The sequence below is a fragment of the Rathayibacter sp. AY1D9 genome (genome assembly GCF_002932395.1).
In the GTDB taxonomy this organism is placed as follows: domain Bacteria; phylum Actinomycetota; class Actinomycetes; order Actinomycetales; family Microbacteriaceae; genus Rathayibacter.
On the sequence record NZ_PSVQ01000001.1, the window covers coordinates 144,153 to 166,375 of the forward strand.

Genomic DNA, 22,223 nt, shown 5'->3' on the forward strand with positions numbered 1-22,223 from the left:
CGACGTGCACGAACTCGACGACGAAGGACTCCGCTCTGTGATCGACAACGACTCGCTCTACCTCCACCCCGACCGCAACCTCGGCATGGAGCTCGTCCGCGCCACCGAGGCCGCCGCGATCCGCGCCGTGCCCTTCATCGGCAAGGGCGACAAGAACGCCGCCGACGGCGCAGCGGTCGATGCCATGCGCACCTTCCTCGGGACCGTGAACTTCGACGGAGTCGTCGTGATCGGCGAGGGCGAGAAGGACAACGCGCCCATGCTCTTCAACGGCGAGCACGTCGGCAACGGCTCGGGGCCCGCCGCCGACATCGCCGTCGACCCGATCGACGGCACCTCGCTGACCGCCGCCGGGCGCCAGAACGCGCTCTCGATGATCGCCGTCGCCGACCGCGGCGCGATGTTCGACCCCTCCGCCGTGTTCTACATGGAGAAGATCGTCACCGGGCCCGAGGGCGTCGGGATCATCGACATCCAGCGCCCGATCGGCGAGAACATCCGCGCCCTGGCCCGCGCCAAGCGCAAGCCCGTCGAGGAGATGCGCATCGCGGTGCTGGACCGCCCGCGCCACGCTCAGCTGATCGAGGACATCCGCGCGGCCGGAGCCGGCACGCGCCTCCTGCTCGACGGCGACGTCGCGGGCGGCATCAACGCCGCTCGCTACGACTCCCGACTCGACATGTGCGTCGGCACCGGAGGCACGCCCGAGGGCATCATCACGGCCTGCGCCATCCGCGCGCTCGGCGGAGTGATCCAGGGCATCCTCCGCCCGAAGGACGACGACGAGCGCCAGCGCGCCATCGACGCCGGCCACGACGTCGATCGCGTCCTCCACGCCAACGACCTCGTCCGCAGCGACAACACCTACTTCGTCGCGACCGGAGTAACGAACGGCGGGCTCGTGAAGGGCGTGCGCAAGGAGGGCCACGTCATCACGACGGAGTCCATCGTGCTGCGCTCCCGCTCGGGCACCATCCGCCGCGTGACCGCCCAGCACCTCGCGGAGAAGTGGGTCTAGGCCGTCACCGTCTCTCCGAGACGCCGCCCCGCCGCTGAGACGCCGCTCCGCTGACGGCGCCTCGGCGAGTGCGGCGGCGTTTCGGCGTGCGGGACGCGGAAGGACACCGGCCCCGGCCACCGAGGCGAGCGGGCGGGGCCGCGGCGGGTCTCGATACGCCTCGTCGGCGCTCCTCCGCCGAGCCGCGGAGGCGGAGCGCCGTCGCGACCTGCGGTCGTCCGGGTGTCGAGCCGGATGGACGGCGCCGCTCGCGCGCGGCCTGCACGCCCGGTGCTCGCTCAACGGGGACCCGGGGCCCTACGCGCTCCGCTCGGACTCGTCCTCCGCGGCGAGCAGCTCGACGGCGGTGAGGCGGCGCGGCGAGGAGGCGACTCCTCCGACCGGGGCGATGACGCGCGACTCGTCGAGGGAGTCGAACTGGCGCGCGGTGACCAGCACGCGGCTCTCGAGCGAGCCGGCGAAGGCGTTGTAGGAGTCGACCGTCTTCTCGAGCGAGCGGCGCAGGCCCTCGGCGTGGTCGGCGAGGGTGCCGAGACGGGCGTAGAGCGTCTTGCCGAGGTCGAGCAGGCGCTTGGCGTCGTCGGTGAGCACGTCCTGCTGCCAGGTGTAGGCGACGGTCTTCAGCACCGACCACAGGGTCACGGGCGAGGCGAGGGCGACGCGCTTGCGGAACGCGTACTCGAGCAGGCTCGGGTCGGCGTCGAGCGCGCTCGCGAGCAGCGGCTCGCTCGGCACGAACGCGATGACGAACTCGGGGCTCGCCGGGAGACCGGTCCAGTAGGAGCGGGCGGCCAGCGCGTCCACGTGGCCGCGGAGGGCGCGGACGTGCGCCCGCAGGAGCCCCGCGCGCCGCGCCTCCTCCTCGCCGCCGGCGCCCGCGGGGATCGCGCTCGCCTCCAGGTACGCGTCGAACGGCACCTTGGCGTCCACCGCGATCGCCTTGCCGCCGGGCAGGCGGACCACCATGTCGGCGCGGCCGCGGCCCGCCTCGCCCTCGAGCCCGAACTGCACGTCGAAGTCGACCCGCTGGGTGAGCCCGGCGGCCTCGACGACGTTCCGCAGCTGCGTCTCGCCCCAGGCGCCGCGGCTCGTGGTGGAGCGGAGCGCGGACGCGAGGGTCTCGGTCGTCGAGCGCAGCTGCTCGCCCGCCGCCCGCTGTCCCTCGAGCTGCTCGGTGATCGCCCCGAACTGGGCGGCGCGCTCGCGCTCGAGCCGGCCGACCGCCTCCTGCATGCCGCGCAGGCTCTCGGCGACGGGGGAGAGGGTCTGCAGGATGCGCGCGTCGTGCCGCTCGCGCTCAGCGACGACGCGCAGCTGCTCCTGGAGCTCGCGGATCTGATCGCGGGCGGAGCCGAGGTGCTCGCGGTGCTGCTCGACGACGGCCTCGTGCCGCTCCTCCAGGCCCTCCGCGCGGGCGCGGGCCGTCGCGAGGTCGAGGGCGAGGGCGGCGTCGGGCGTGCGGGAGCGGGCGAGGAGGACGGCCACGACCCCCGCGAGGAGCGCGCCGACCACCAGGCCGAGGGCGAAGGAGAGATCCATGCCGCCGATGACACCACGCACCTCCGACATCGATCGATCGACGCGCCACGACCACCGAACGAGGGCCAGGACGCCCTGCGACCGCCTCGTAGACTTCGCGATCATGGGGAATCACCACCGCTCATCGCGCCTGCTCACGGCCGCGCTCGCTCTCGCCGTCGGGCTCGGCACCGCCCTCGTCCCGATCACCTCCGCCTCCGCCGCCGAGGACGCGCCGTCGACCGTCTCGGTCGAGACCGGCGCTCTCGACGCGTCCCTCGACCGCGCCGACCTCGGCGTCCCGGACCAGTCGACGCAGTACAGCGCCGAGGAGACGAAGAGCTTCCGCGCCGGCTTCATCGTCAGCGACGCCCAGTTCTTCGACGGCGACGCGCTGAGCACCGGTCAGGTGCAGTCGCTCCTGAACGAGAAGGGCAGCCGGTGCTCCACCGCCGGCACCGCCCCCTGCCTCAAGAACTTCTCGCAGGCGACGCCGTCGAAGGCGGCGGACGCGATGTGCAGCGCCTACCAGGGCTCCGGCAGCGAGTCGTCGGCCTCGATCTTCACGCGCGTCGGCCTGGCCTGCGGCATCAACCCGCTGGCCCTGGTCGTGCTCGTGCAGAAGGAGCGGAGCCTCGTCACCGACGTGACGCCGAGCCCCGAGGACTACGCCAAGGCGACCGGCTACAACTGCCCGGACACCGCGGCGTGCGACCCCGGCTCGGCGGGCTTCTTCACGCAGGTCTACAGCGCGGCGCGCCAGTTCAAGCGCTACGCCAACCCGCCCGGCTCCGGCTCGAACTTCACCACCTACGCTCCGGGCACGACGCCGAACGTCGCCTACTACCCGAGCACCGCGTGCGGCTCCTCGCCGGTCACCATCCGCAACCAGGCCACGGCCGACCTCTACTACTACACGCCGTACCAGCCCAACGACTACGCGCTCACCGGCTCCGGCAACGCGGCCTGCGCGACCTACGGCAACATCAACTTCTGGTACCTCTTCAGCGACTGGAACCCGAACGGCACCCTGGCCAACGCCGGGATCGCCCCCGCGGGACGCGTCGACGCCCCGCGCATCTCGGGCAGCACGCTGAGCGTGTCCGGCTGGGCCGTCGACCCGACGACGCAGCAGGCCGCGCTGACCACGACGGTCACGGTGACCGGCCCCGACGGCACCCGCACGGTCCGCACGCAGACCGCGAACGGCGACCGCGGCGACATCCCGGGCGAGTACTCCGTCGCCGGCCGCGCCCACGGCTTCGGCGCCACCACGCCCGTCTCGGCACCCGGCACCTACCAGGTCTGCGTCTCCGCCGACTCCGTCGACTGGAACCGCTGGGTCGGCACGGGCGACTCCCGGGGCCCCGGCCGGAAGGATCTCGGCTGCTCGTCCGTGAGCACGTCGGCCGGGATCGACGTCTTGCGTCTGGCCGGCACCGACCGCCAGGGCACCGCCGTCGCGATCTCGAAGGCCGTCTTCGGCCCGAACGTCCCCGTCGTCTACATCGCGACCGGCGCGAACTTCCCCGACGCGCTGAGCGCCGCCCCGGTCGCGGCCAAGCAGAAGGGTCCGCTGCTCCTGGTCGACCGCGACTCGATGTCGCAGCCCGTTCGCGACGAGCTCAGCCGGCTCAAGCCGGCGAGGATCGTCGTGGTCGGCTCCCCACTGAGCGTCGGCGACGGCCTGCTGAACCAGCTGAGGTCCTACTCGCCGACGGTGGACCGCATCGGAGGGAAGGACCGCTACGACACGTCTAGGCTCATCATCCAGAGCGCGTTCCCGAGCGGCTCGTCGCGCGCCTGGCTCGCCACGGGCGAGAAGTTCCCCGACGCGCTCGGCGCGAGCGCCGCGGCCGGCTCCGTCGACGCACCCGTCGTCCTCGTGAACGGCACCGGCAGCACGGCCGACGCCGTGACGAAGGGCATCCTCTCGAAGCTCAAGGTGCAGAGCCTCACCATCGCGGGCAGCACCCTGTCGGTGAGCGAGGGGATCAAGAACTCGCTTCCGGTGCCGACGATCACCCGCATCGGCGGAGTCGACCGCTACGACACATCGGAGCAGCTGAACCGGGCCGCCTTCTCGAGGGCCGAGACCGTGTTCCTGGCGACGGGCGAGAACTTCCCCGACGCCCTCGCCGGAGCCACGGCGGCGGGCTACTCGAACAGCCCGCTGTTCGCCGTGCCGACGACCTGCGTGCCCCGCGCCGTCCTGACCGACATCGCGAAGTCGGGAGCTCAGCGGGTCGTCCTCCTCGGCGGTCCCACCACCCTCTCGGAGGACGTCGCGCGGCTCACCCCCTGCGGCTGATCGCCCGCGACCCCGCCACTAGCGTGGAGGGATGACCCCGACCGCACCGTCCCCGACCGGCCTCCGACGCCGGCGGGGCGGTGCGGTCGTCGTCGTCGCGGCGCTGGTGGCACTCCTGCTGGGAGGCTCCGTCGACGGCACGCGCCTCGCAGCGGTGCCGTCCGAGCCGCAGACCGTCCGGCTGTGGACCTTCCTCCAGCCGGGCCCCGTCGCGGCCGACTTCGACCCGGGCGACCTGATCTCCGACGAGGTCTTCTTCGCCGGCGACGCGCTCGGACCGCTCACGGTGCAGGCGTTCCTCGACGCCCGCGTCCCCGACTGCGCTGGCGGGCCGGTGCCGTGCCTGCGCGACTACGCCGAGGACACCGCGGCGATCACGGCCGACGAGCAGTGCGACGCGCTGCCCGCCGGACGCGACGTCCCGGCCGCGGAGATCATCACCTCGGTCGCCGGCGCGTGCGGCGTGAATCCGGCCGTCCTCCTGGTGCTGCTGCAGAAGGAGCAGTCGCTCGTGACCGATCCGGAGCCGAGCGAGCGGCAGTTCCGCAGTGCCACGGGCTACGGCTGCCCGGACACCGCCGACTGCGACACGGACTCCTACGGCTTCGCGGCGCAGGTGTACGGAGCGGCGTGGCAGTTCCAGCGCTACCGGAATCCGGACTCGAGCTTCGAATGGTACCCGGTCGGCGCGGCCAGCGACGTCCGCTACTCCCCGGACGAGTCCTGCGGCACCGCCCCGGTGACGATCGCCAACGCGGCCACGGCGGGTCTCTACTACTACACGCCGTACCAGCCGAACGCGGCGGCGCTCGCGAACCTCTACGGCGAGGGCGACGACTGCTCGGCCTACGGGAACCGGAACTTCTGGCGCATCTTCAGCACCTGGTTCGGCGACCCCCGCGGCTGAGCCGATCGTCTCGAGCAGACTCGGCATGACGGACGTCAGGCGGCGGCGGGAGCCTTCGGGCGCAGGCGCTTCACGGAGACGCCGGCCAGCTCGCCGAGCTCGGCCATGCTCGCGGCGCCGTGCCGCCGGGCCGCGTGCACGACGATCGCGGCGCACGCCTCGGCATCGGCCGACGCGTCGTGGTGGCGGAAGTCCTCGAAGCCCGCGGCCATGGCGACGACGGGGAGGCGGTAGGAGTCGAGCTCGTACGTCTTGCGGGCGAGCTGCAGCGAGCAGAGGTAGTGGTACTCGGGGTGCTCGAGGGAGGTCGCCGCGCAGGCTGCGCGGATGACGCCCATGTCGAAGCCGGCGTTGTGCGCGACGAACACGTCCTCGCCGGCGAAGGCCGCCAGGTCGGCGAACTGGTCGACCCAGGAGGCGGCGGCGTGCACGTCGTGCTTGCGGATGCCGTGGATCCGCGTGTTCCACTCGAGGAAGTCGTCGTACCCCAACGGCGGGCGGATGAGCCAGCCGGCGCGGTCGACGACTCGGCCGTCGCGGACCTTCACGAGCCCGACGGAGCACGCGGAGGCCCCGTGCGAGTTGGCGGTCTCGAAGTCGATGGCGGTGAAGTCGATGGGCACGCTCCAGCCTCTCACGCACCTCCGACGCCGCAGGGAGCGTCGCGCGCGCGTCGCCCCGAGCGGGCGGGAGCACCCGCCGGCCGCGGGCGGGCGCCTCCCGTTCCTCCGCGCCCCGCCCGCCCGGCCCTTCCGCCGCCACGCCGTAGGATGGATGCCCGTGGCTCTCACTATCGCAATCGTCGGTCTCCCCAACGTCGGCAAGTCGACGCTCTTCAACGCACTGACCAAGAACACGGTGCTCGCGGCGAACTACCCGTTCGCGACGATCGAGCCGAACGTGGGTGTGGTGAACCTGCCCGACTCCCGCCTCGAGGTGCTCGCCGGGATCTTCGGCTCCGAGCGCATCCTCCCGGCGCCCGTCTCCTTCGTCGACATCGCCGGCATCGTGCGCGGCGCGTCCGAGGGCGAGGGCCTGGGCAACAAGTTCCTCGCGAACATCCGCGAGGCCGACGCCATCGCGCAGGTCATCCGCGGCTTCGAGGACTCCGACGTCGTCCACGTCGACGGCAAGGTCGACGCCGCCAGCGACATGGAGACGATCAACACCGAGCTGGTCCTCGCCGATCTCCAGACCCTCGAGAAGGCCGAGGCCCGCTACGAGAAGGAGCTCAAGGGCAGGAAGATCGAGCCGATCGTGGTCGAGACCGCGAAGAAGGCGCGCGAGTTCCTCGACCAGGGCAAGCCGCTGTCGGCCTCCTCGATCGATCTGGAGCCGATCCGCGAGCTGGGCCTGCTGACCGCCAAGCCCTTCATCTACGTCTTCAACGTCGACGAGGCCGTGCTGACCGACGACGCCCGGAAGGCAGAGCTCGCAGCCCTGGTCGCGCCGGCGAAGGCGATCTTCCTCGACGCGAAGATCGAGTCCGAGCTGATCGACCTCGACGAGGCCGACGCCGCCGAGATGCTCGAGTCGACCGGCCAGACGGAGTCGGGCCTCAACCAGCTCGCGACCATCGGCTTCGACACCCTGGGCCTCCAGACGTACCTCACGGCCGGCCCGAAGGAGACGCGCGCCTGGACCATCGGTAAGGGCTGGACCGCGCCCCAGGCCGCCGGTGTCATCCACACCGACTTCCAGAAGGGCTTCATCAAGGCCGAGATCATCTCGTTCGACGACCTCGTCGAGACCGGCTCGATCGCCGAGGCCCGCGCGAAGGGCAAGGCCCGCATCGAGGGCAAGGACTACGTCATGCAGGACGGCGACGTCGTGGAGTTCCGCTTCAACGTGTAGGACGGCCGCGCTCGGCTCGAGGCGCCCGGTTCGCTCGGATCCCCGGATCCGCGAGCCGGGCGCTTCTGCACGGAGGTGCGGGATCGCCGACCCCGGGAGTCCGACACGAGGCCGGTCACGTCCGCGGACGTCCGCTCCGCCCGTCAGTTCAGCACGTCCCCGATCAGCCAGCTCGACAGCCCGACGAGGGTGCAGACGCCGACGACCACCCAGGCGACGGTCCGGCGGACCGAGCGGGAGACCGCCTCGGAGCTGCGGGGAGTGGGACGCATCGGTGCGGTGTACGCGGGCGGGACGGAGTAGGTCCGAGCCGGCGGGAGGAGTCGGGGGAGCGTGACCGGGCGGCCGTCGACCCACTCGGCGGGCAGGTCCGCGGCCTTCGCGGCCTGCAGCGTGAGCTCGACCTTCAGCGGCGATCCGCGGAGGGAGGCGTAGGCGGCGGCGACGAGGCCGAGGCTCGCGAGATGGCGGAGGGTCGGGGTGAAGTCTGCCGACAGGGTCGGTGAGAGCTCGCCGACCCGTTCGCCGTCCAGTCGGAGTTCGACGAGGTCGCCCGTGGTGTGCAGGGTCAGCAGCAGCAGGCCGCGGCCGCTCGCCGGGACCACCGTCGACAGGCGGGCGAAGTGCTCGTCCTCGCGCAGGACCGGCAGGCCCCGCGACCAGGGGAGGATCGAGTGGCGCTCGACGGGCGGCTCGTTGAGCGGCACGAGCAGCTCCGGGGCGACGAGGGCGACGCGGAGGACGGCCCGCAGCCCCTCCTCGCCGCGCTCGACCCGGAGGCGCGCGGTCGTGACCGGGACGGCTCCGCTCGCCACGACCCGGTCGAGGGCGGCACGGTGCGCAGTGGCGTTCGGCAGGTAGCCGAGGACGCGGCCGCCGGCCCGGACCGAGACGGCGTCGAGGCCGGTGGGGTGGTCGGGCTCGGGGATCAGATCGACCTCGAGGGTCCGCTCGTCGATCTCGCCCGCCTTGAGCGTGCGGTCGATCAGATCGGCGATCTCCTCGATCCGCTCGGCCTCGGCGAGGGCGTCGACGCTCGGGGCGCCGTCGGCGTTCGGGAGGCGGTAGACGACGCGCTCCGTGACGGGGGTGACGGGTGCGTCCCGCACCACCGCGGCACTGTCCTGCGCGGAGCGGCGCGCCCCGGTGAACCGCCTGCCGTCCCACCAGCGCATCTCGGCCGCATGGGCCTCGTCGCGGTACCAGCCCGCCGGCGCACCCTCGTCCATCGACCCCCCCGTTCCTCCGGCGAACGAGTCTACGAGGAGGGCGGGAGCGTCAGAGACCCGGGTCCGTGGCGGCGGGATCCTCGGGGGCGAGCGCGGCCGCGGGCTCTCCCGAAGCGGGGCCGCTCCACGCACCGGACTCCTGCGCCCGAGGGCCGGCGATCCACTCCAGAGCCTCGCGGACGAGCATCCGGACGTGACGCGCGTGGCCGATGGTGACGGGGGCGGGATCCTCGAGGACCTCGAGCAGGCGCTGCAGCACGGCACGGCTCTGCAGTCGTGTCATGGGCCTCACGGTAGGGGCCCGGTCGCTCGGACGGTAGTGCCGATCCGCGACAGCGCACCCGTCTAGGCTCGCCACATGACTCGTCTCGACGGTGCCGTCGTCCTCGTCCTCGGAGCCTCGGGCGGCCTCGGCCGCCTCCTGGCCGATTCGCTGGAGGCGCGCGGTGCCGTCGCGGTGCGCTCGGGGCGCGACTCCGCGGCGCTCGGCGAGGCACCCCTGGTCGCCGACCTGCGCGGGGAGGACGAGCCCCGGCGCGTGGTCGCCGAGGTGCTCGAGCGGCACGGGCGCCTCGACGGCGTCGTCGTGGCCGCGGGCGTCGTGGCCTTCGGGCCCTCCGCCGAGCTCGATCCGGCCGTTCTGGAGGAGCTCGTCGAGGTGAACGCGCTGGCGCCGATCCGGGTGCTGACCGCCGCGCTGCCGTCGCTCGTCGCGTCGGCGGGCGAGGGGCGCGAGCCGTTCGCGCTGACCATCAGCGGCGTGGTGGCGGAGGCTCCGACCGCGGGACTCGCCGCGTACTCCGCCTCGAAGGCGGCACTGCACTCCTTCGTGAAGGCCTCGGCCCGCGAGTACAAGCGGGCGGGCGTCCTCCTGCTCGACGCGCGCCCCGGCCACACCGAGACCGACCTGTCCCGGCACCCGCTCGCGGGAGACGCGCCCCGCTTCGGCGCGGGTCTGGCGCCGCAGGACGTGGTCGACCGGCTGCTCGACGCGGTCGAGGACGGCGAGACCGACCTGCCTCCTGCGGCGTTCACCGGCTGACGCCGTCCCGAGACGAGGCGGAGCCGGTCGATCCTCGCGGGAGCGCCCCGGATCGAGCACTGCAGCCTCGGCTGCGTACAGCCGCCGTGATCAGCCTGCGCATCCGGCGGCCGGGACCGCGATCGGCGCGGCAGCCCGTCCGACCGTCCTCCCCGCAGACGCGGGGATACCCGCCGTTCACCGGAGCGTCGCACGGGCGCACTAGCGTCCCTCCGTGCCCGACACCGCCGATGACGCCCTCCGTCCCACTCCCGAGCTGCTCCGCACGCTCACGCCCGCCGACGCGCGGGACCTCGTCGTGCTGGACGAGGACGACGACGATCCGGTGCTCCTGCGCCGCGACGGCACGCAGATCGACACCTGGCGCGAGGGCTACCCCTACGACGAGCGGATGTCGCGCGAGGAGTACGAGGCAGGCAAGCGCCTCCTCCAGATCGAACTGCTGAAGCTGCAGAACTGGATCAAGAAGCACGGGCGCCGACTCGTGGTCGTGTTCGAGGGGCGCGACGCCGCGGGCAAGGGCGGCACCATCAAGCGCTTCACCGAGCACCTCAACCCGCGCGGAGCCCGCGTGGTCGCGCTCGAGAAGCCGACCGAGCGCGAGGCCGGTCAGTGGTACTTCCAGCGCTACGTCTCGCACCTGCCGGCCGCCGGCGAGATCGTCCTCTTCGACCGCTCCTGGTACAACCGGGCCGGCGTGGAGCGCGTGATGGGCTTCTGCACGCCGGCGCAGTACGACGAGTTCATCCGCCAGACGCCGCTGTTCGAGCGGATGCTCGTCGGCGACGGCATCGACCTGGTGAAGCTGTGGTTCTCGGTCTCGGCGGAGGAGCAGCGCACCCGGTTCACGATCCGCATGATCGACCCCGTGCGCCAGTGGAAGCTCTCGCCGATGGACCTCGCCTCGCTCGACAAGTGGGGCGACTACACCGCGGCCAAGGAGGCGATGATGGCGGCGACCGACACCGCCGACGCTCCCTGGACCATCGTGAAGAGCAACGACAAGAAGCGCGCCCGGCTCGAGGCCATGCGCTACGTCCTGAGCCTCTACGACTACGACGGACGCGACGAGGAGGTCGTGGGCCCGCTGGGTCCGGACCCGCTGATCGTCGGATCGGCCGCGGACGTGTACGAGCGCGGCGAGCACGCCGCGACGAGCTGACCGGGGGGACGGACATGGGGGAGTCGGGGATCGGCGCGGAGCTGCCGGGGGTGCACCTGCGCTGGCTGGCGCTCGACGAGCAGACGCTGGACGCCGAGCGGCTGCTGCCGCTGCTGAGCGACGAGGAGCGCGAGCGCTACGCCGGCACGGTCGCCGCGTCGGCGGCCGAGCGCTTCGTCTTCGGGCGGGTGCTCCTGCGGATGCTCGCGGCCGAGCTCACGGGGACGCGCGCGTCGGAGGTCCGGGTCGTCGCGTGCTGCCCGCGCTGCGGGGGCGCGCACGGCCGGCCGCGGCTGGAGGGACGCGGGATCGCGCTCGAGCTGCTGTCGGTGAGCATCGCGCACTGCGCGGGCGCCGTCGTGGTCGCGGCGAGCAGCGCCGGTGCGGTCGGCGTCGATGTGGAGCCGACGCTGGGCACGCCCGAGCGCGGGGAGCGGATCACGCGCATCGCCGGGGCGCCCTTCGCCACGGGCGGGATGCGCCCCGCCGACCCCGTCCTGCACTGGACCCGGATCGAGGCCGCGCTGAAGGCGGACGGCCGCGGGCTCGAGCTCGACCCGCGCCGGGTGCACGTGCACGAGTCGCACCACGCGGCGGAGGCGCGGATCGACGGCGTCCGCTTCCGGCTGGCCGAGCCGCAGCTGGACCCCGCGCTGCGGGTCAGCGTCGCCCTCGGGCCGATGGGGGACGCGGGCGCCGGGCCCATCATCGGCTGGCGGCGCGAGCACGGCGACGCGCTCGCGGACTCGCTGGTGTCAGCGCCGGGACGGTAGCGGCGGCAGCTCCTCGTCGAGGAGCCAGGTGTCGAGCAGGTCGTCCACGCCCTCGCCGAGGACCTCGGTGCAGAGCTCGCGGAACTCCTCGTCGGTGACGGCGGCGGAGGAGTAGCGGGACGTCCACTCCCGCAGCAGCCGGAGGAAGGGCTCGTCGCCGACGGTGAGCCGCAGCGCGTGCAGGGTGAGCGCGCCGCGCTTGTAGACGCGGTCGTCGAAGAGTGCGACCGGCCCCGGATCGGCGAGCACGAGATCCTGCGCCGCAGCCCGCAGCACCGCGTGGTGGCGGCGGGCGCAGGCGTCGGCGGTGGCGCGGCCCGACTCCTCCGACCACAGCCACTCCGCGTAGCAGGCGAACCCCTCGTTGAGCCAGATGTGGCGCCACCGGGCGATGCCCACGCTGTTGCCGAACCACTGGTGCGCGAGCTCGTGCGCGATGAGGCGCTCCGAGCCGCCGCGGCCGTCGGCGTGGTTGGCGCCGAACACCGCCATCGCCTGCGCCTCGAGCGGGATCTCCAGCTCGTCCGCCGTGACGACGACGCAGTAGCGGGCGAAGGGGTAGGGCCCGAACAGCCGCGTGAACAGGGCGAGCATGCGCTCGAGCGGAGCGAAGTCGTGCGCGACCCGAGCGGCCAGGGCGGCGGGGCGGGCGAGGGTCACCGCGACGCCGGCGAGCACGCGCTCCTCGATCGCGTAGCGGCCGATCTGCACCGAGGCGAGGTACGCGGCGCTGGGCTCGCGCTGCTCGTAGAGCCAGGTGCGGCGGCCGGAGCGGGCGCTCGAGTCGACGAGCACCCCGTTCGCGAGCACGGCGTAGCCCTCCTCGGCGGTGACGCGCAGGCGGTACGGAGCCTTCTCGGCGACGTCGTCGTTGCAGGGGAACCAGGTGGAGGAGCCGGAGGGCTGCGAGGCGACGAGCACCCCGTCCTCCAGCTCCTCCCAGCCGAGCTCGCCCCAGTGGCTGGCGCGGGGGGCGGGGTGGCCGCTGTACTCGATCTCGACGTCGACGCTCTCGCCGGCGGCCAGCGGCTCGGCGGGGGACACCCGCAGCTTGTGCGGCGCCTGCTCGTGGCGGGCGCGGCGTCCGTCGATCCGGACGCGGGCCACGCGGAGCCGGGAGAGGTCGAGGGAGAACCGCCGGAGCGACTGCAGCGCGACGATCCGCAGCACGGCCCGGCCGGTCAGGCGGTTCGAGGCGACGCGGTAGTCGAGGTCGAGGTCGTAGGACTCGACGCGGTAGCCGGTGTTCCCGATGCCGGGGACGTAGGGGTCGCCGGCGGTCTCGAGCCCGGTCAGCGCGGGGCTCACGCGACGGGCGCGTGGTAGTCGGCGACGCGCACCTCGCGCCACGGGCCGATCGGGTTGCCGCTCCAGCGGCTGCCCGCGGGCACGAGCTCCCCCCGCATCACGAGCGAGGCCGGGCCGACCGTGCCGTGCTCGGCGATCCGCGCGGCGGGGAGGATCACGCTGTGCGGGCCCAGGGTGGCGCCGGCGTCGAGGCTCACGAGATCCATGCTCATGATTCGATCATGGAACAGGTGCGTCTGCACGACGCAGCCCCGGTTCACGGTCGCTCCGTCGCCGAGCGAGATCAGATCGGCCTCGGGGAGCCAGTAGCTCTCGCACCAGACGCCGCGTCCGATCCGGGCGCCGAGGCTCCGCAGCCACCAGACCAGCGCCGGAGTGCCCGCGGCGGCGTGGGCGAACCAGGGCGCAGCGACCATCTCGGTGAAGGCGTCGGCCAGCTCGCTCCGCCAGACGAACGAGGACCACAGCGGCTGCTCGCTCGGCTCGACCCGCTGGATCAGGATCCACTTCGCGGCGGTGGAGACGGCCGCGGCGACCGCCCCGGCGGCCAGCAGCACGACGCCTCCCACGAGCGCGGCGAGCACCGCCCCGAGCGTCTGGATCAGCGCGAGCAGTCCGGCGACCACGCCGAGGCCGATCGCGACCGAGACGACCACCGGGACGAAGCGGCCGAGCTCCCACGCGATGCGGGCCGCGCGGAGTCGGCGGGCCGGGCGGAAGGTGCGCGCCGACTCCGCCTCGACGACGGTGCGCCGCAGCCGCACGGGAGGTGAGCCCAGCCACGACGAGCCCGCCTTCGACTTGCGGGGCGCGGAGGAGAGGACGGCGACGAGTCCGCCGGCGGGCACGGTGTGGCCGGGCGCGGCCATGCCGGAGTTGCCGAGGAACGCGCGCTCGCCGATCTCGGCGCGGGCGAGCCGCATCCAGCCGCCGCCGAGCGCGTAGGAGGCGACGAGCGTGTCGTCGGCGAGGAACGCGCCGTCGCGGATGGTCGTCATCGCGGGCAGGAGCAGCACCGTCGAGGCCTCGACGTCGCGTCCGACCTTCGCGCCGAGGAGCCGCAGCCAGACCGGGGTGAACAGGCCCGAGTAGAGCGGGAAGAGCAGGACTCGCGCGGAGTCGAGCAGCCGCTCCGTCGACCAGACCTGCCAGCCGATCCGACCGCGCACGGGGTGGGTGCCGGGCTCGACGCCCCGGCCGAGCAGGCGCACCAGGACGACGACGAGGGCGGCGAGGACGACTCCGGAGACGGCGACGGCGGGCACGAGGGCGACGAGAGCGGGCCCGAGCGCGGCGCCGAGGCCGGCCGAGCCGCGCACGGCGGCGGCCACGACGGCGAGCCCGGCCGCGAGGGCGAGGACCGGGACCGCCGCGAGGCCGACCGCGGACGCTCCGTACGCCCAGACCCAGCCCGGGCGGCGCGCCGGGCGCTCCGAGGGGAACCCGGCGTTCGCCCTGCCGAGCCGCTGGGCGGGGGATCCTCCCCAGCGCTGCCCGGCCGGCACTCGCCCGAAGACGGCCGATCCCGGCTCGATCTGCGCGTGCTTGCCGATCCGGGCGCCGGGGAGGAGCGTGCTGCGCGCGCCCACCGTGCTGCCGGCGCCGACCCGGACGGCGCCGACGCGCAGGACGTCGCCGTCGATCCAGTAGCCGGAGAGGTCGACCTCGGGCTCGATCGCGGCGCCGCGCCCGAGCGTGAGCATCCCAGTCAGCGGAGGGAGGGAGTGCAGGTCGACGTCGTCGGCGATGCGGGCGCCGAGCGCGCGGGCGTAGTAGGCGACCCAGGGCGCACCCGCCAGGCTCACGGCCTTGAGCTGGAACGCGATCTGCTCGGCCAGCCAGAGCCGGAGGTGCACGCTCCCGCCGCGCGGGTGGTCTCCGGCCCGGATCCCGCGCAGCAGGGTGCGCGCGGCGAGGACGGTGAGCCCCATCCGCCCGAACGGCGTGAGGAAGAGCGCGAACGCGGGGATCAGCGCGGCGAGCGGAGCGGTGGGCAGCCAGCCGAACCCCGGCACGAGGTCGAGCACCGCGGTGACGGTGAGGATCGCGGTGATCCAGCGGGCGCTGCCGAGCACGAGCAGCGGTGCGCCGAGGAGGGTCTGCAGGACGCGCATCCGGAGGGGGACCGGCGCGATGCGGTGAGCGGACACCTCCGCGGTGCCCGTCGAGCGGCTCTGGATCTCGGCGGCCATCGCCGCGAGACGCGGGTGGGCGTAGACGTCGGCGACCGTGAACTCGGGGTCGCGCTCGCGGATCCGCGCGACCAGCTGGGCGGCGGCGAGGGAGCCGCCGCCGAGGTCGAAGAAGTTCGCCCGCTCGTCGACCGGCACGCCGAGCACGTCGCGCCAGAGGGCGGCGAGCCACGCCTCCTCGGGGTCGAGGGAGGCGTCCTCGGTCGTGCCCACGGCGAGCGGCCAGGGGAGTGCGGCGCGGTCGACCTTGCCGGAGACGCGGGTCGGCAGCTCCTCGACCACGGCCAGCAGCGGCACGAGGGATGCGGGCAGCTCCTCACGCAGGCGGGCGAGCGCCGCGTCGCGGTCGAGCTCCCGGCCGCCGGCGAGGGCCAGGTAGCCGACGAGGACCTGGTTGCCGGCCGCCGTGGTGCGGACCGCGGCCGCCGCCCCCGAGACTCCGGGGAGCGCCTGCAGCGCCGCCTCGACCTCGCCGAGCTCGATCCGCCGACCGCCGAGCTTCACCTGGTCGTCCGCGCGCCCCTGGAAGACGAGGCCGGCGCTCTCGAAGCGCACCAGGTCGCCGGAGCGGTAGGCCCGCTCCCAGCCCAGGAGCGGTGCCGGCGCGTACTTCTCGGCGTCCTTGACCGGGTCGAGGTAGCGCGCGAGCCCGACCCCGCCGATGACCAGCTCGCCGACCTCGCCCTCGCCGACCCGCTGCCCGTCCGCGTCCACGACGGCGAGCCGCCAGCCGTCCAGCGGCAGCCCGATGCGCACCGGGGGAGGCCCGCCGAGGGGCGCGGCGCAGGCGACGACGGTGGCCTCGGTCGGCCCGTAGGTGTTCCAGACCTCGCGACCCTCGACGGCCAGGCGCTCGCCGAGCTCCGGCGGGCACGCCTCGCCACCGAAGATCAGCAGGCGGACGTTCTCGAGCGACTCCGCGGGCCAGAGCGCCGCGAGGGTCGGCACGGTCGAGACCACGGTGATGCCGTGCGTGGTCAGCCAGGGGCCGAGGTCCATGCCGCTGCGGACCAGCGAGCGGGGAGCGGGGACGAGGCAGGCGCCGTGCCGCCAGGCGAGCCACATCTCCTCGCAGGACGCGTCGAACGCGACCGAGAGACCGGCCAGCACCCGGTCCCCGGGGCCGAGCGGCTCCGCCTGGAGGAACAGGCGCGCCTCGGCGTCGACGAAGGCGGCGGCGGAGCGGTGGCTGACCGCCACTCCCTTGGGGGTTCCGGTGGAGCCGGAGGTGAAGATGATCCAGGCGTCGTCCTCGAGCGAGGGCGGCTGCAGCAGCGGGATCGACGCCGTGCTCGGGTGCGGCGCGCTCGCGGTGAACAGGCGCGCGGCCGGCTCGTCGGCGCCGGTGCGCTCGAAGCGGCCGGAGCCGGTGATCACGCCGCGGACGGCGGCCTCGCCGAAGACGAGGCGCGCCCGCTCCTCGGGGTCGTCCGCGTCCACCGGGACGTACGCGGCTCCCGCGGCGAGGACGGCCAGGATCGCGAGATAGAGCTCGCGGGAGCCGCTGGGCATGCGGATCCCGACGCGGTCGCCGCGTCGGACCCCTGCGGTGGTGAGCTCGCCCGCGAGCTGCACCGTGCGGGCCAGCAGCTCCCGGTAGCTGAGCGCTCCGTCCGGGTCCTCCAGCGCGGAGGCGTCCGGGTGGCGCTCCGCGGTGTCGCGGAGGACGTCGACCAGCGTGCGGGGAGGCGGGGTGGCCGCTCCGGCGTCGAGCACGTCCTGGGGGCCGGCCGTCTCGGTCACGTCTCGTCTCCGTCCCGGCCGCGCGATCGGGAGCGCGGCGGCCGGGGCGACACCGTAGGGAGGCGGGGTGACGCGGAGGTGAACAGGCGGGGTCGGCCCGCCCGGCTCAGTGCGCCATCGGGAGCGGCGCGTCCGACTCCGCCGGGCGGCGGACGAAGAACGCGGCCACGATCGCGACCGTCGCGATCGACGCGCCCCACAGGAACGCGGAGTGGATGCCGCCGGCGTAGGAGGCGACCTCGTCGGCGCCGCCCTGCGCGAGCTCCGCCGACCGGATCGAGAGCACGGTGACGAACAGCGCCGTGCCGGCCGCGCCGCCCAGCTGCTGCACGGTGCCGATGATGGCGCTGCCGTGGGAGTAGAGCGAGGGGCGCACCGAGCCGAGGCCGGCGGTGAACAGCGGCGTGAAGACGAAGGCGAGGCCCAGGCTGAGGGTGACGTGCAGCGAGAGGACGAACCAGGGCGACGAGTCCGCCGCGAGCAGGGTGTACCCCCACAGTGCGCCGGCGACGACGATCGAGCCGGGCACGAGCAGCACGCGCGGGCCGAAGCGGTCGTAGCCGCGGCCGACGAACGGCGCGAGCAGGCCCATCAGCAGGCCGCCGGGGAGCAGGAGCAGCCCGGTCTCCAGCGGAGTGAGGCCCAGCACGTTCTGCGTGTAGAGGGGCAGCAGGATCAGCGTGCCGAAGAGCGCCGACATGCTGACCGCCATCATCGCGATGACGATGGTGAAGTTCGCGGAGGAGAAGGTCCGGAGGTCCAGCAGGGCCCGGTCGGTGCGCTGCAGCAGCAGCTGGCGCGCGATGAAGCCCGCGAGGCCGAGACCCGCGACGACGAACGGGATCCACGGCGCGACGACCGCGGCTCCGCCCTCGCCGAGGCTCGACAGGCCGTAGACGAGGCCGCCGAAGCCGAAGACCGAGAGGACGACCGAGAGCGAGTCGATCGGGATGGAGCGGGGCTCGGTGACGTTCTCGACCTTGCGCAGGCCCAGGAGCAGCGCGCCGATCGCGATCGGCAGCACGATCCAGAACATCCAGCGCCAGCCGAGGAAGTTGAGGATGACGCCCGAGATCGTCGGTCCGACGGCCGGAGCCACCGAGATGACGATCGAGATGTTGCCCATCATCCGGCCGCGGATCGCCGGGGGCACCAGCGTCATCACGGTCGTCATCAGCAGCGGCATCATGATGGCCGTGCCGCCGGCCTGCACCACGCGGGCCGCCAGGAGGACCGCGAAGGTCGGGGCGAGCGCGGCGGTGAGCGTGCCGAGGCTGAAGAGGATCATCGCGGCGGCGAAGAGCGTGCGGGTGTGCAGCCGCTGGATCAGGTAGCCCGTGATCGGGATGACGACGGCCATCGTGAGCATGAAGGCGGTCGAGAGCCACTGGCCCACGTGCGCCTCGACGTCGAAGTCGCGCATGAGGTCGGGCAGCGCCACGCTCATGATCGTCTCGTTGAGGATCACGACGAACGCCGACACCAGCAGGAGGCTGATGACCAGGCGGCTGCGCGGCTCGAGGGTCGTGGCGGCGGCGGGTGCGGCGGGCCGCGCGGCGGGAAGGGTGCTGCGCTCGGTCACAGGTGTTCTCCGGTCGTGAGGGGATCGGTGTGAGGGGCGCATCGACGGCTCGACTCGCGGGCGCGGATGCGGGGTACGGAGGGAGAACAGCGGCGGACGCCCCGGACATTCCCGATCGACGGGGATCCGCTGCGAGAGGTCTCAGGTGAGGACCGCGGAGAGCGCGGAGGACGCGGCCTCGGCCTCCTCGAGCGTGGCGCCCTCGCCGAAGCTGAACCGCACGGCGGTCCGGGCGACGTCGGGGTCGAGGCCGAGGGCCAGCAGCGCGGGCGAGGGCTCGTCGCGCCCGGCGGCGCACGCCGAGCCGCTCGAGACGACGACGCCGCGCTCCTCCAGCTCGAGGAGCGTCGACTCGCCGCTGCGTCCGGGGACGGCGTACGCCGCGATCGAGGGGAGCCGGTGCGCCGCGGAGCCCAGCGGCACGGCCCGGGGCGCCAGGGCCGCGACCCGCTCGGCGAACGCGTCCCGGACCGCTCCGACCCGTGCCGCGCGGTCCGGATCGAGCAGGCGCACCGCGGTGCCGAGCGCGACCGCGAAGGCCACGTTCTCGGTGCCCGAGCGCCGCTCCCGCTCCTGGCCGCCGCCGTGCAGCAGGGGCTCGAACGGGAGCCGGCTGCGCAGCAGCAGCGCCCCCACGCCCTTCGGCGCCCCGAGCTTGTGCCCCGAGACCGAGACCGCGTCGGCGCCCCAGCCCGCGACGTCCAGCCAGCCGGCGGCCTGGACGGCGTCCACGTGCAGCGGCACGCCGCGCGATCGGCAGAGCGCCGCGATCGCCGGAACGTCCTGCACCGTCCCGATCTCGTTGCTCGCCGCGAGCACCGAGACCAGTGCGGTGTCCGGCCGGACCAGCGCGGCGAGCGCGTCGAGGTCGAGCAGGCCGGTCGCGTCGACGGGGGCCGTCGACACCTCGAAGCCGTGCAGGCGCCGGAGGTGGTCGGCCGACTCGACGGTCGCCTCGTGCTCGAGCGCCGAGATCACCAGGTGCCGTCCGCGCGGCGATCCCAGCGCGAGGCCCTTGACCGCCGTGTTGATCGACTCCGTGCCGCCGGAGGTGAAGAGCGTCTCGGAGGCGCGGCCGCCGAGGAAGCGGGCCACGTGAGCGCGCGCCGCCTCCAGCGCGCGCGCCGCGGCGTCGCCGAGCGAGTGGCTGCTCGACGGATTGCCGTACTCGGCGGTGAGGAACGGCCACATGGCCTCCAGCACCTCGCGGCGCACGGGCGAGGTCGCGGCGTGGTCGAGGTAGATCACTCGACCGCGATGTCCAGGCCGAGGTCGAGCGAGCGGACGCTGTGGGTGAGCGCGCCGACGGAGATCACGTCGACCCCCGCCTCCGCGATCGCGCGCACGGTCGAGAGGTCGACGCCGCCGCTCGCCTCGACCACGGCCCGCCCTCCGATGAGGGCGACGCCCTGGCGGAGCAGTTCGGGGGTGAAGTTGTCGAGCATGATCGTGTCCGCGCCTCCCGCCAGCGCGGGCTCGATCTGGTCGAGCCGGTCGACCTCGACCTCGAGGTGCGCCGTGTGCGGGATCGAGGCGCGCGCCGCCCGCAGGGCCGCGGTCAGGTCGATCCCGCGCGCGGCGAGCACCGCGAGGTGGTTGTCCTTCGCCAGCACCGCGTCCGAGAGCGAGAAGCGGTGGTTGCGGCCGCCGCCGCTGCGGACGGCGTGCCTCTCGAGCGCACGCAGACCCGGCGTGGTCTTGCGGGTGTCGACGATGCGGGCGCGCGTCCCCTCCACCGCGGCGACGTACTGCGCCGTCAGGGTGGCGATGCCGCTCATCCGCTGCACGAGGTTGAGCGCGACGCGCTCGCCGCGGAGCACGCCGCCCGCGGGGCCCTCGATCCGGGCGAGGGTCTGCCCGGCCTCGAAGACCGCGCCGTCCTCCACGAGCACCGAGCAGCGGATCCGGGAGTCGACCTGCCGCATCGTACCGACGAGGACGGCGCCGCCGCTGAAGACGCCGGGCTCGCGGGCCACGAGGGCGGCGCTCGCGGTGGCGTCCGCGGGGAGGAGGGTGTCGGAGGTCAGGTCGCCCCAGGGCGCGTCCTCCTCGAGGGCGAGGGTGACGACGCGGTCGATGCTCTGGCGGGTCAGCACGGAAGGGCCGCCTCTCTGGTGGGGGCGGCGGCGCTCGCCGTCGCGGGGTCGGGGGAGTCGGTGCGGTGGTGGGCGCCGACGGAGTGCGTGCGCGCGAGCGCGGCGTCGATGAGAGCGAGGGCGCAGGTCAGCAGGTTCGCGTCCTCGAGCGTCCTCAGTCCGAGCGGAGCGGGCGAGGCGGAGGCGACGAGCGCGCCGCGCGCCGCTGTGAGCCCCGCCGCGTCCCGGGAGAGGCCGGCTCCCGCCCACATCGCGTCCTGGAGAGCGGTGCGGTCGAGCGTCATCGGGACGACGGCGCGGGGAGGGGCGACCGGGCCGCCGCTCCAGGAGAGGGAGTCGAGGGCGAGCGCCGCGCGGCGCGCGAACACGACGCCCTCGAGCAGGCTGTTGGAGGCGAGGCGGTTCGCGCCGTGGACGCCGGTGCGGGCGACCTCGCCCACTGCGAGCAGCCCGGGGAGGCTGGTGCGCCCGTCCAGGTCGGTCGCGATCCCGCCCATCCAGTAGTGCGCGGCCGGAGTCACGGGCAGCAGGTCGTCGGCGAGCGAGAGCCCGTTCTCGCGGCAGGCCGCCGAGATCGTCGGGAACCTCTTCGCCAGCACCTCGGGGTCGATCGCCCGGGCGTCCAGGTGCACGGGCAGTCCGCCCTGCAGCCGCATCCGCTCCGCGATCGCGCGCGCCACGACGTCGCGCGGCGCCAGCTCGGCCTCGGGGTGCACCCCGGCCAGGAACCGCTCGCCGGCGGCGTCGCGCAGCACCGCGCCCTCGCCGCGCACCGCCTCCGAGACGAGGAAGCCGCCCGGCAGCGCGAGCGTGGTCGGGTGGAACTGGTAGAACTCCAGGTCCGCCGTCTCCGCTCCCGCCCGCAGGGCGGCGGCGAGCCCGTCCCCGGTCGCGACGGACGGATTGGTGGTGTGCCGGTAGAGCTGCCCGGCGCCTCCGGTGGCCAGCACGACCGCGTCAGCCGCCAGGCGCTCGAGCACGCCGTCGTGCAGCACGTCGGCGCCCGTGACCGAGCCGCCCTCCCGCACCAGGTCGACCAGGGCGGCGTGCTCGCGCACCTCGACGGACGAGGCCCGCACCGCCGCCACGAGAGCGGCCTCGATCGCGGCGCCCGTCGCGTCGCCGCCGGCGTGCAGGATCCGCGGACGCGAGTGGGCGCCCTCGAGTCCCCGCGCCAGCTCGCCGCCCTCGCGGTCGAAGCCGACGCCCCACTCCTGCAGCACCGCGACCGCCTCCGGCCCCTCGGCGCAGAGCACCTCGACCGCCGAGCGCACGGCGAGGCCCGCACCGGCGGTGAGCGTGTCCTCCACGTGCAGCGCCACGGAGTCGCCCGGCGCCGTGACCGCGGCGATCCCGCCCTGCGCGGCGCGCGTCGACGACTCCGCCAGCGCGCCCTTGGTGACGAGCAGCACCTCGTGGCGGTGCTGCGCCGTCAGCGCGGCGACCAGCCCGGCGATGCCGCTGCCGACGACGACGACCCGCGCCATG

The 22,223-nt window shown here is 74.2% G+C and carries 17 protein-coding genes; 7 read left to right on the forward strand and 10 right to left on the reverse strand.

All coding sequences use genetic code 11. The features are described 5' to 3' along the window. Nucleotides 1-85 precede the first annotated feature (85 nt). On the forward strand, nt 86-1,018 hold the full coding sequence (gene glpX, locus C5C50_RS00635; RefSeq protein ID WP_104272697.1) for a class II fructose-bisphosphatase: 933 nt from the start codon (nt 86-88) through the stop codon (nt 1,016-1,018). A gap of 297 nt (nt 1,019-1,315) precedes the next feature. Here the strand turns inward: glpX and C5C50_RS00640 are convergent, their stop codons facing one another. After that, complete coding sequence (locus tag C5C50_RS00640) at nt 1,316-2,557, reverse strand: DNA recombination protein RmuC (protein ID WP_219812625.1); 1,242 nt, start codon at nt 2,555-2,557, stop codon at nt 1,316-1,318. Nucleotides 2,558-2,660: 103 nt separating this feature from the next. Here C5C50_RS00640 and C5C50_RS00645 point away from each other — a divergent pair, with 103 nt between their 5' ends. Further along, entirely contained in the window at nt 2,661-4,847 is a 2,187-nt protein-coding gene (locus tag C5C50_RS00645) for a cell wall-binding repeat-containing protein (protein ID WP_104272613.1), read from the forward strand. A gap of 31 nt (nt 4,848-4,878) precedes the next feature. Further along, nucleotides 4,879-5,754, forward strand: a complete 876-nt coding sequence (locus C5C50_RS00650) for a hemagglutinin (RefSeq protein WP_104272614.1) — start codon at nt 4,879-4,881, stop codon at nt 5,752-5,754. 35 nt (nt 5,755-5,789) lie between these two features. On the opposite strand, the gene C5C50_RS00655 is transcribed toward C5C50_RS00650, so the two are convergent. After that, nucleotides 5,790-6,377 (reverse strand): exonuclease domain-containing protein, encoded by a 588-nt coding sequence (locus tag C5C50_RS00655; protein WP_104272615.1) that lies wholly within the window; start codon nt 6,375-6,377, stop codon nt 5,790-5,792. 157 nt (nt 6,378-6,534) lie between these two features. Between C5C50_RS00655 and ychF the strand changes: the two genes are divergently transcribed. Further along, nucleotides 6,535-7,608, forward strand: a complete 1,074-nt coding sequence (gene ychF / locus C5C50_RS00660; protein WP_104222958.1) for a redox-regulated ATPase YchF — start codon at nt 6,535-6,537, stop codon at nt 7,606-7,608. 143 nt (nt 7,609-7,751) lie between these two features. Here the strand turns inward: ychF and C5C50_RS00665 are convergent, their stop codons facing one another. Both C5C50_RS00665 and C5C50_RS00670 read right to left on the reverse strand, forming a co-directional pair. Further along, nucleotides 7,752-8,837, reverse strand: coding sequence for a DUF2510 domain-containing protein (locus C5C50_RS00665; RefSeq protein ID WP_104272616.1), 1,086 nt, complete (start codon nt 8,835-8,837; stop codon nt 7,752-7,754). 49 nt (nt 8,838-8,886) lie between these two features. Next, nucleotides 8,887-9,120 carry a hypothetical protein gene (locus C5C50_RS00670; protein ID WP_104345335.1) on the reverse strand — a complete coding sequence of 78 codons (234 nt, stop codon included), beginning with the start codon at nt 9,118-9,120 and terminating at the stop codon, nt 8,887-8,889. A 75-nt stretch (nt 9,121-9,195) separates the two neighbouring features. Between C5C50_RS00670 and C5C50_RS00675 the strand changes: the two genes are divergently transcribed. The 3 genes from C5C50_RS00675 to C5C50_RS00685 all read left to right on the forward strand — a co-directional run bounded on the left by C5C50_RS00675 (nt 9,196) and on the right by C5C50_RS00685 (nt 11,814). Beyond that, a complete protein-coding gene (locus C5C50_RS00675) occupies nt 9,196-9,879 on the forward strand; it encodes an SDR family oxidoreductase (protein ID WP_104272618.1) in 684 nt (227 codons plus the stop codon). Nucleotides 9,880-10,180: 301 nt separating this feature from the next. After that, nucleotides 10,181-11,041, forward strand: a complete 861-nt coding sequence (ppk2, locus tag C5C50_RS00680; protein WP_244229668.1) for a polyphosphate kinase 2 — start codon at nt 10,181-10,183, stop codon at nt 11,039-11,041. A 14-nt stretch (nt 11,042-11,055) separates the two neighbouring features. Beyond that, nucleotides 11,056-11,814: a 4'-phosphopantetheinyl transferase superfamily protein gene (locus C5C50_RS00685; protein WP_104222962.1), complete on the forward strand. Its 759-nt coding sequence runs from the start codon at nt 11,056-11,058 to the stop codon at nt 11,812-11,814. Here C5C50_RS00685 and C5C50_RS00690 read toward each other — a convergent pair. The 6 genes from C5C50_RS00690 to nadB form a co-directional block, all read right to left on the reverse strand. Then, nucleotides 11,797-13,122 (reverse strand): M1 family metallopeptidase, encoded by a 1,326-nt coding sequence (locus C5C50_RS00690; RefSeq protein WP_258067582.1) that lies wholly within the window; start codon nt 13,120-13,122, stop codon nt 11,797-11,799. The two genes, C5C50_RS00685 and C5C50_RS00690, sit on opposite strands and share 18 nt — an antisense overlap. Next, nucleotides 13,119-17,057: a Pls/PosA family non-ribosomal peptide synthetase gene (locus tag C5C50_RS00695; RefSeq protein WP_181133864.1), complete on the reverse strand. Its 3,939-nt coding sequence runs from the start codon at nt 17,055-17,057 to the stop codon at nt 13,119-13,121. Before C5C50_RS00695 ends, C5C50_RS00690 begins: the two co-directional genes overlap by 4 nt. Nucleotides 17,058-17,163: 106 nt before the next feature. Continuing rightward, nucleotides 17,164-18,681, reverse strand: coding sequence for a DHA2 family efflux MFS transporter permease subunit (locus C5C50_RS00700; RefSeq protein WP_104255091.1), 1,518 nt, complete (start codon nt 18,679-18,681; stop codon nt 17,164-17,166). 99 nt (nt 18,682-18,780) lie between these two features. Further along, nucleotides 18,781-19,887: a cysteine desulfurase family protein gene (locus C5C50_RS00705; RefSeq protein WP_104272620.1), complete on the reverse strand. Its 1,107-nt coding sequence runs from the start codon at nt 19,885-19,887 to the stop codon at nt 18,781-18,783. Continuing rightward, entirely contained in the window at nt 19,884-20,735 is an 852-nt protein-coding gene (gene nadC, locus C5C50_RS00710) for a carboxylating nicotinate-nucleotide diphosphorylase (protein WP_104266935.1), read from the reverse strand. Before nadC ends, C5C50_RS00705 begins: the two co-directional genes overlap by 4 nt. Next, nucleotides 20,729-22,222 (reverse strand): L-aspartate oxidase, encoded by a 1,494-nt coding sequence (gene nadB / locus C5C50_RS00715; protein ID WP_104272621.1) that lies wholly within the window; start codon nt 22,220-22,222, stop codon nt 20,729-20,731. The genes nadC and nadB overlap by 7 nt, the downstream gene beginning before the upstream one ends. Nucleotide 22,223 lies beyond the last annotated feature (1 nt).

Bases quoted from the DNA above. Each gene is read 5' to 3' on its own strand.
- C5C50_RS00685 (WP_104222962.1), top strand. From the start codon at position 11,056: ATGGGGGAGTCGGGGATCGGCGCGGAGCTGCCGGGGGTGCACCTGCGC.
- C5C50_RS00645 (WP_104272613.1), top strand. From the start codon at position 2,661: ATGGGGAATCACCACCGCTCATCGCGCCTGCTCACGGCCGCGCTCGCT.
- C5C50_RS00670 (WP_104345335.1), bottom strand. From the start codon at position 9,120: ATGACACGACTGCAGAGCCGTGCCGTGCTGCAGCGCCTGCTCGAGGTC.
- nadB (WP_104272621.1), bottom strand. From the start codon at position 22,222: ATGGCGCGGGTCGTCGTCGTCGGCAGCGGCATCGCCGGGCTGGTCGCC.
- C5C50_RS00665 (WP_104272616.1), bottom strand. From the start codon at position 8,837: ATGGACGAGGGTGCGCCGGCGGGCTGGTACCGCGACGAGGCCCATGCG.
- glpX (WP_104272697.1), top strand. From the start codon at position 86: ATGGAGCTCGTCCGCGCCACCGAGGCCGCCGCGATCCGCGCCGTGCCC.
- C5C50_RS00640 (WP_219812625.1), bottom strand. From the start codon at position 2,557: ATGGATCTCTCCTTCGCCCTCGGCCTGGTGGTCGGCGCGCTCCTCGCG.
- C5C50_RS00650 (WP_104272614.1), top strand. From the start codon at position 4,879: ATGACCCCGACCGCACCGTCCCCGACCGGCCTCCGACGCCGGCGGGGC.
- C5C50_RS00675 (WP_104272618.1), top strand. From the start codon at position 9,196: ATGACTCGTCTCGACGGTGCCGTCGTCCTCGTCCTCGGAGCCTCGGGC.
- C5C50_RS00700 (WP_104255091.1), bottom strand. From the start codon at position 18,681: ATGCGCCCCTCACACCGATCCCCTCACGACCGGAGAACACCTGTGACC.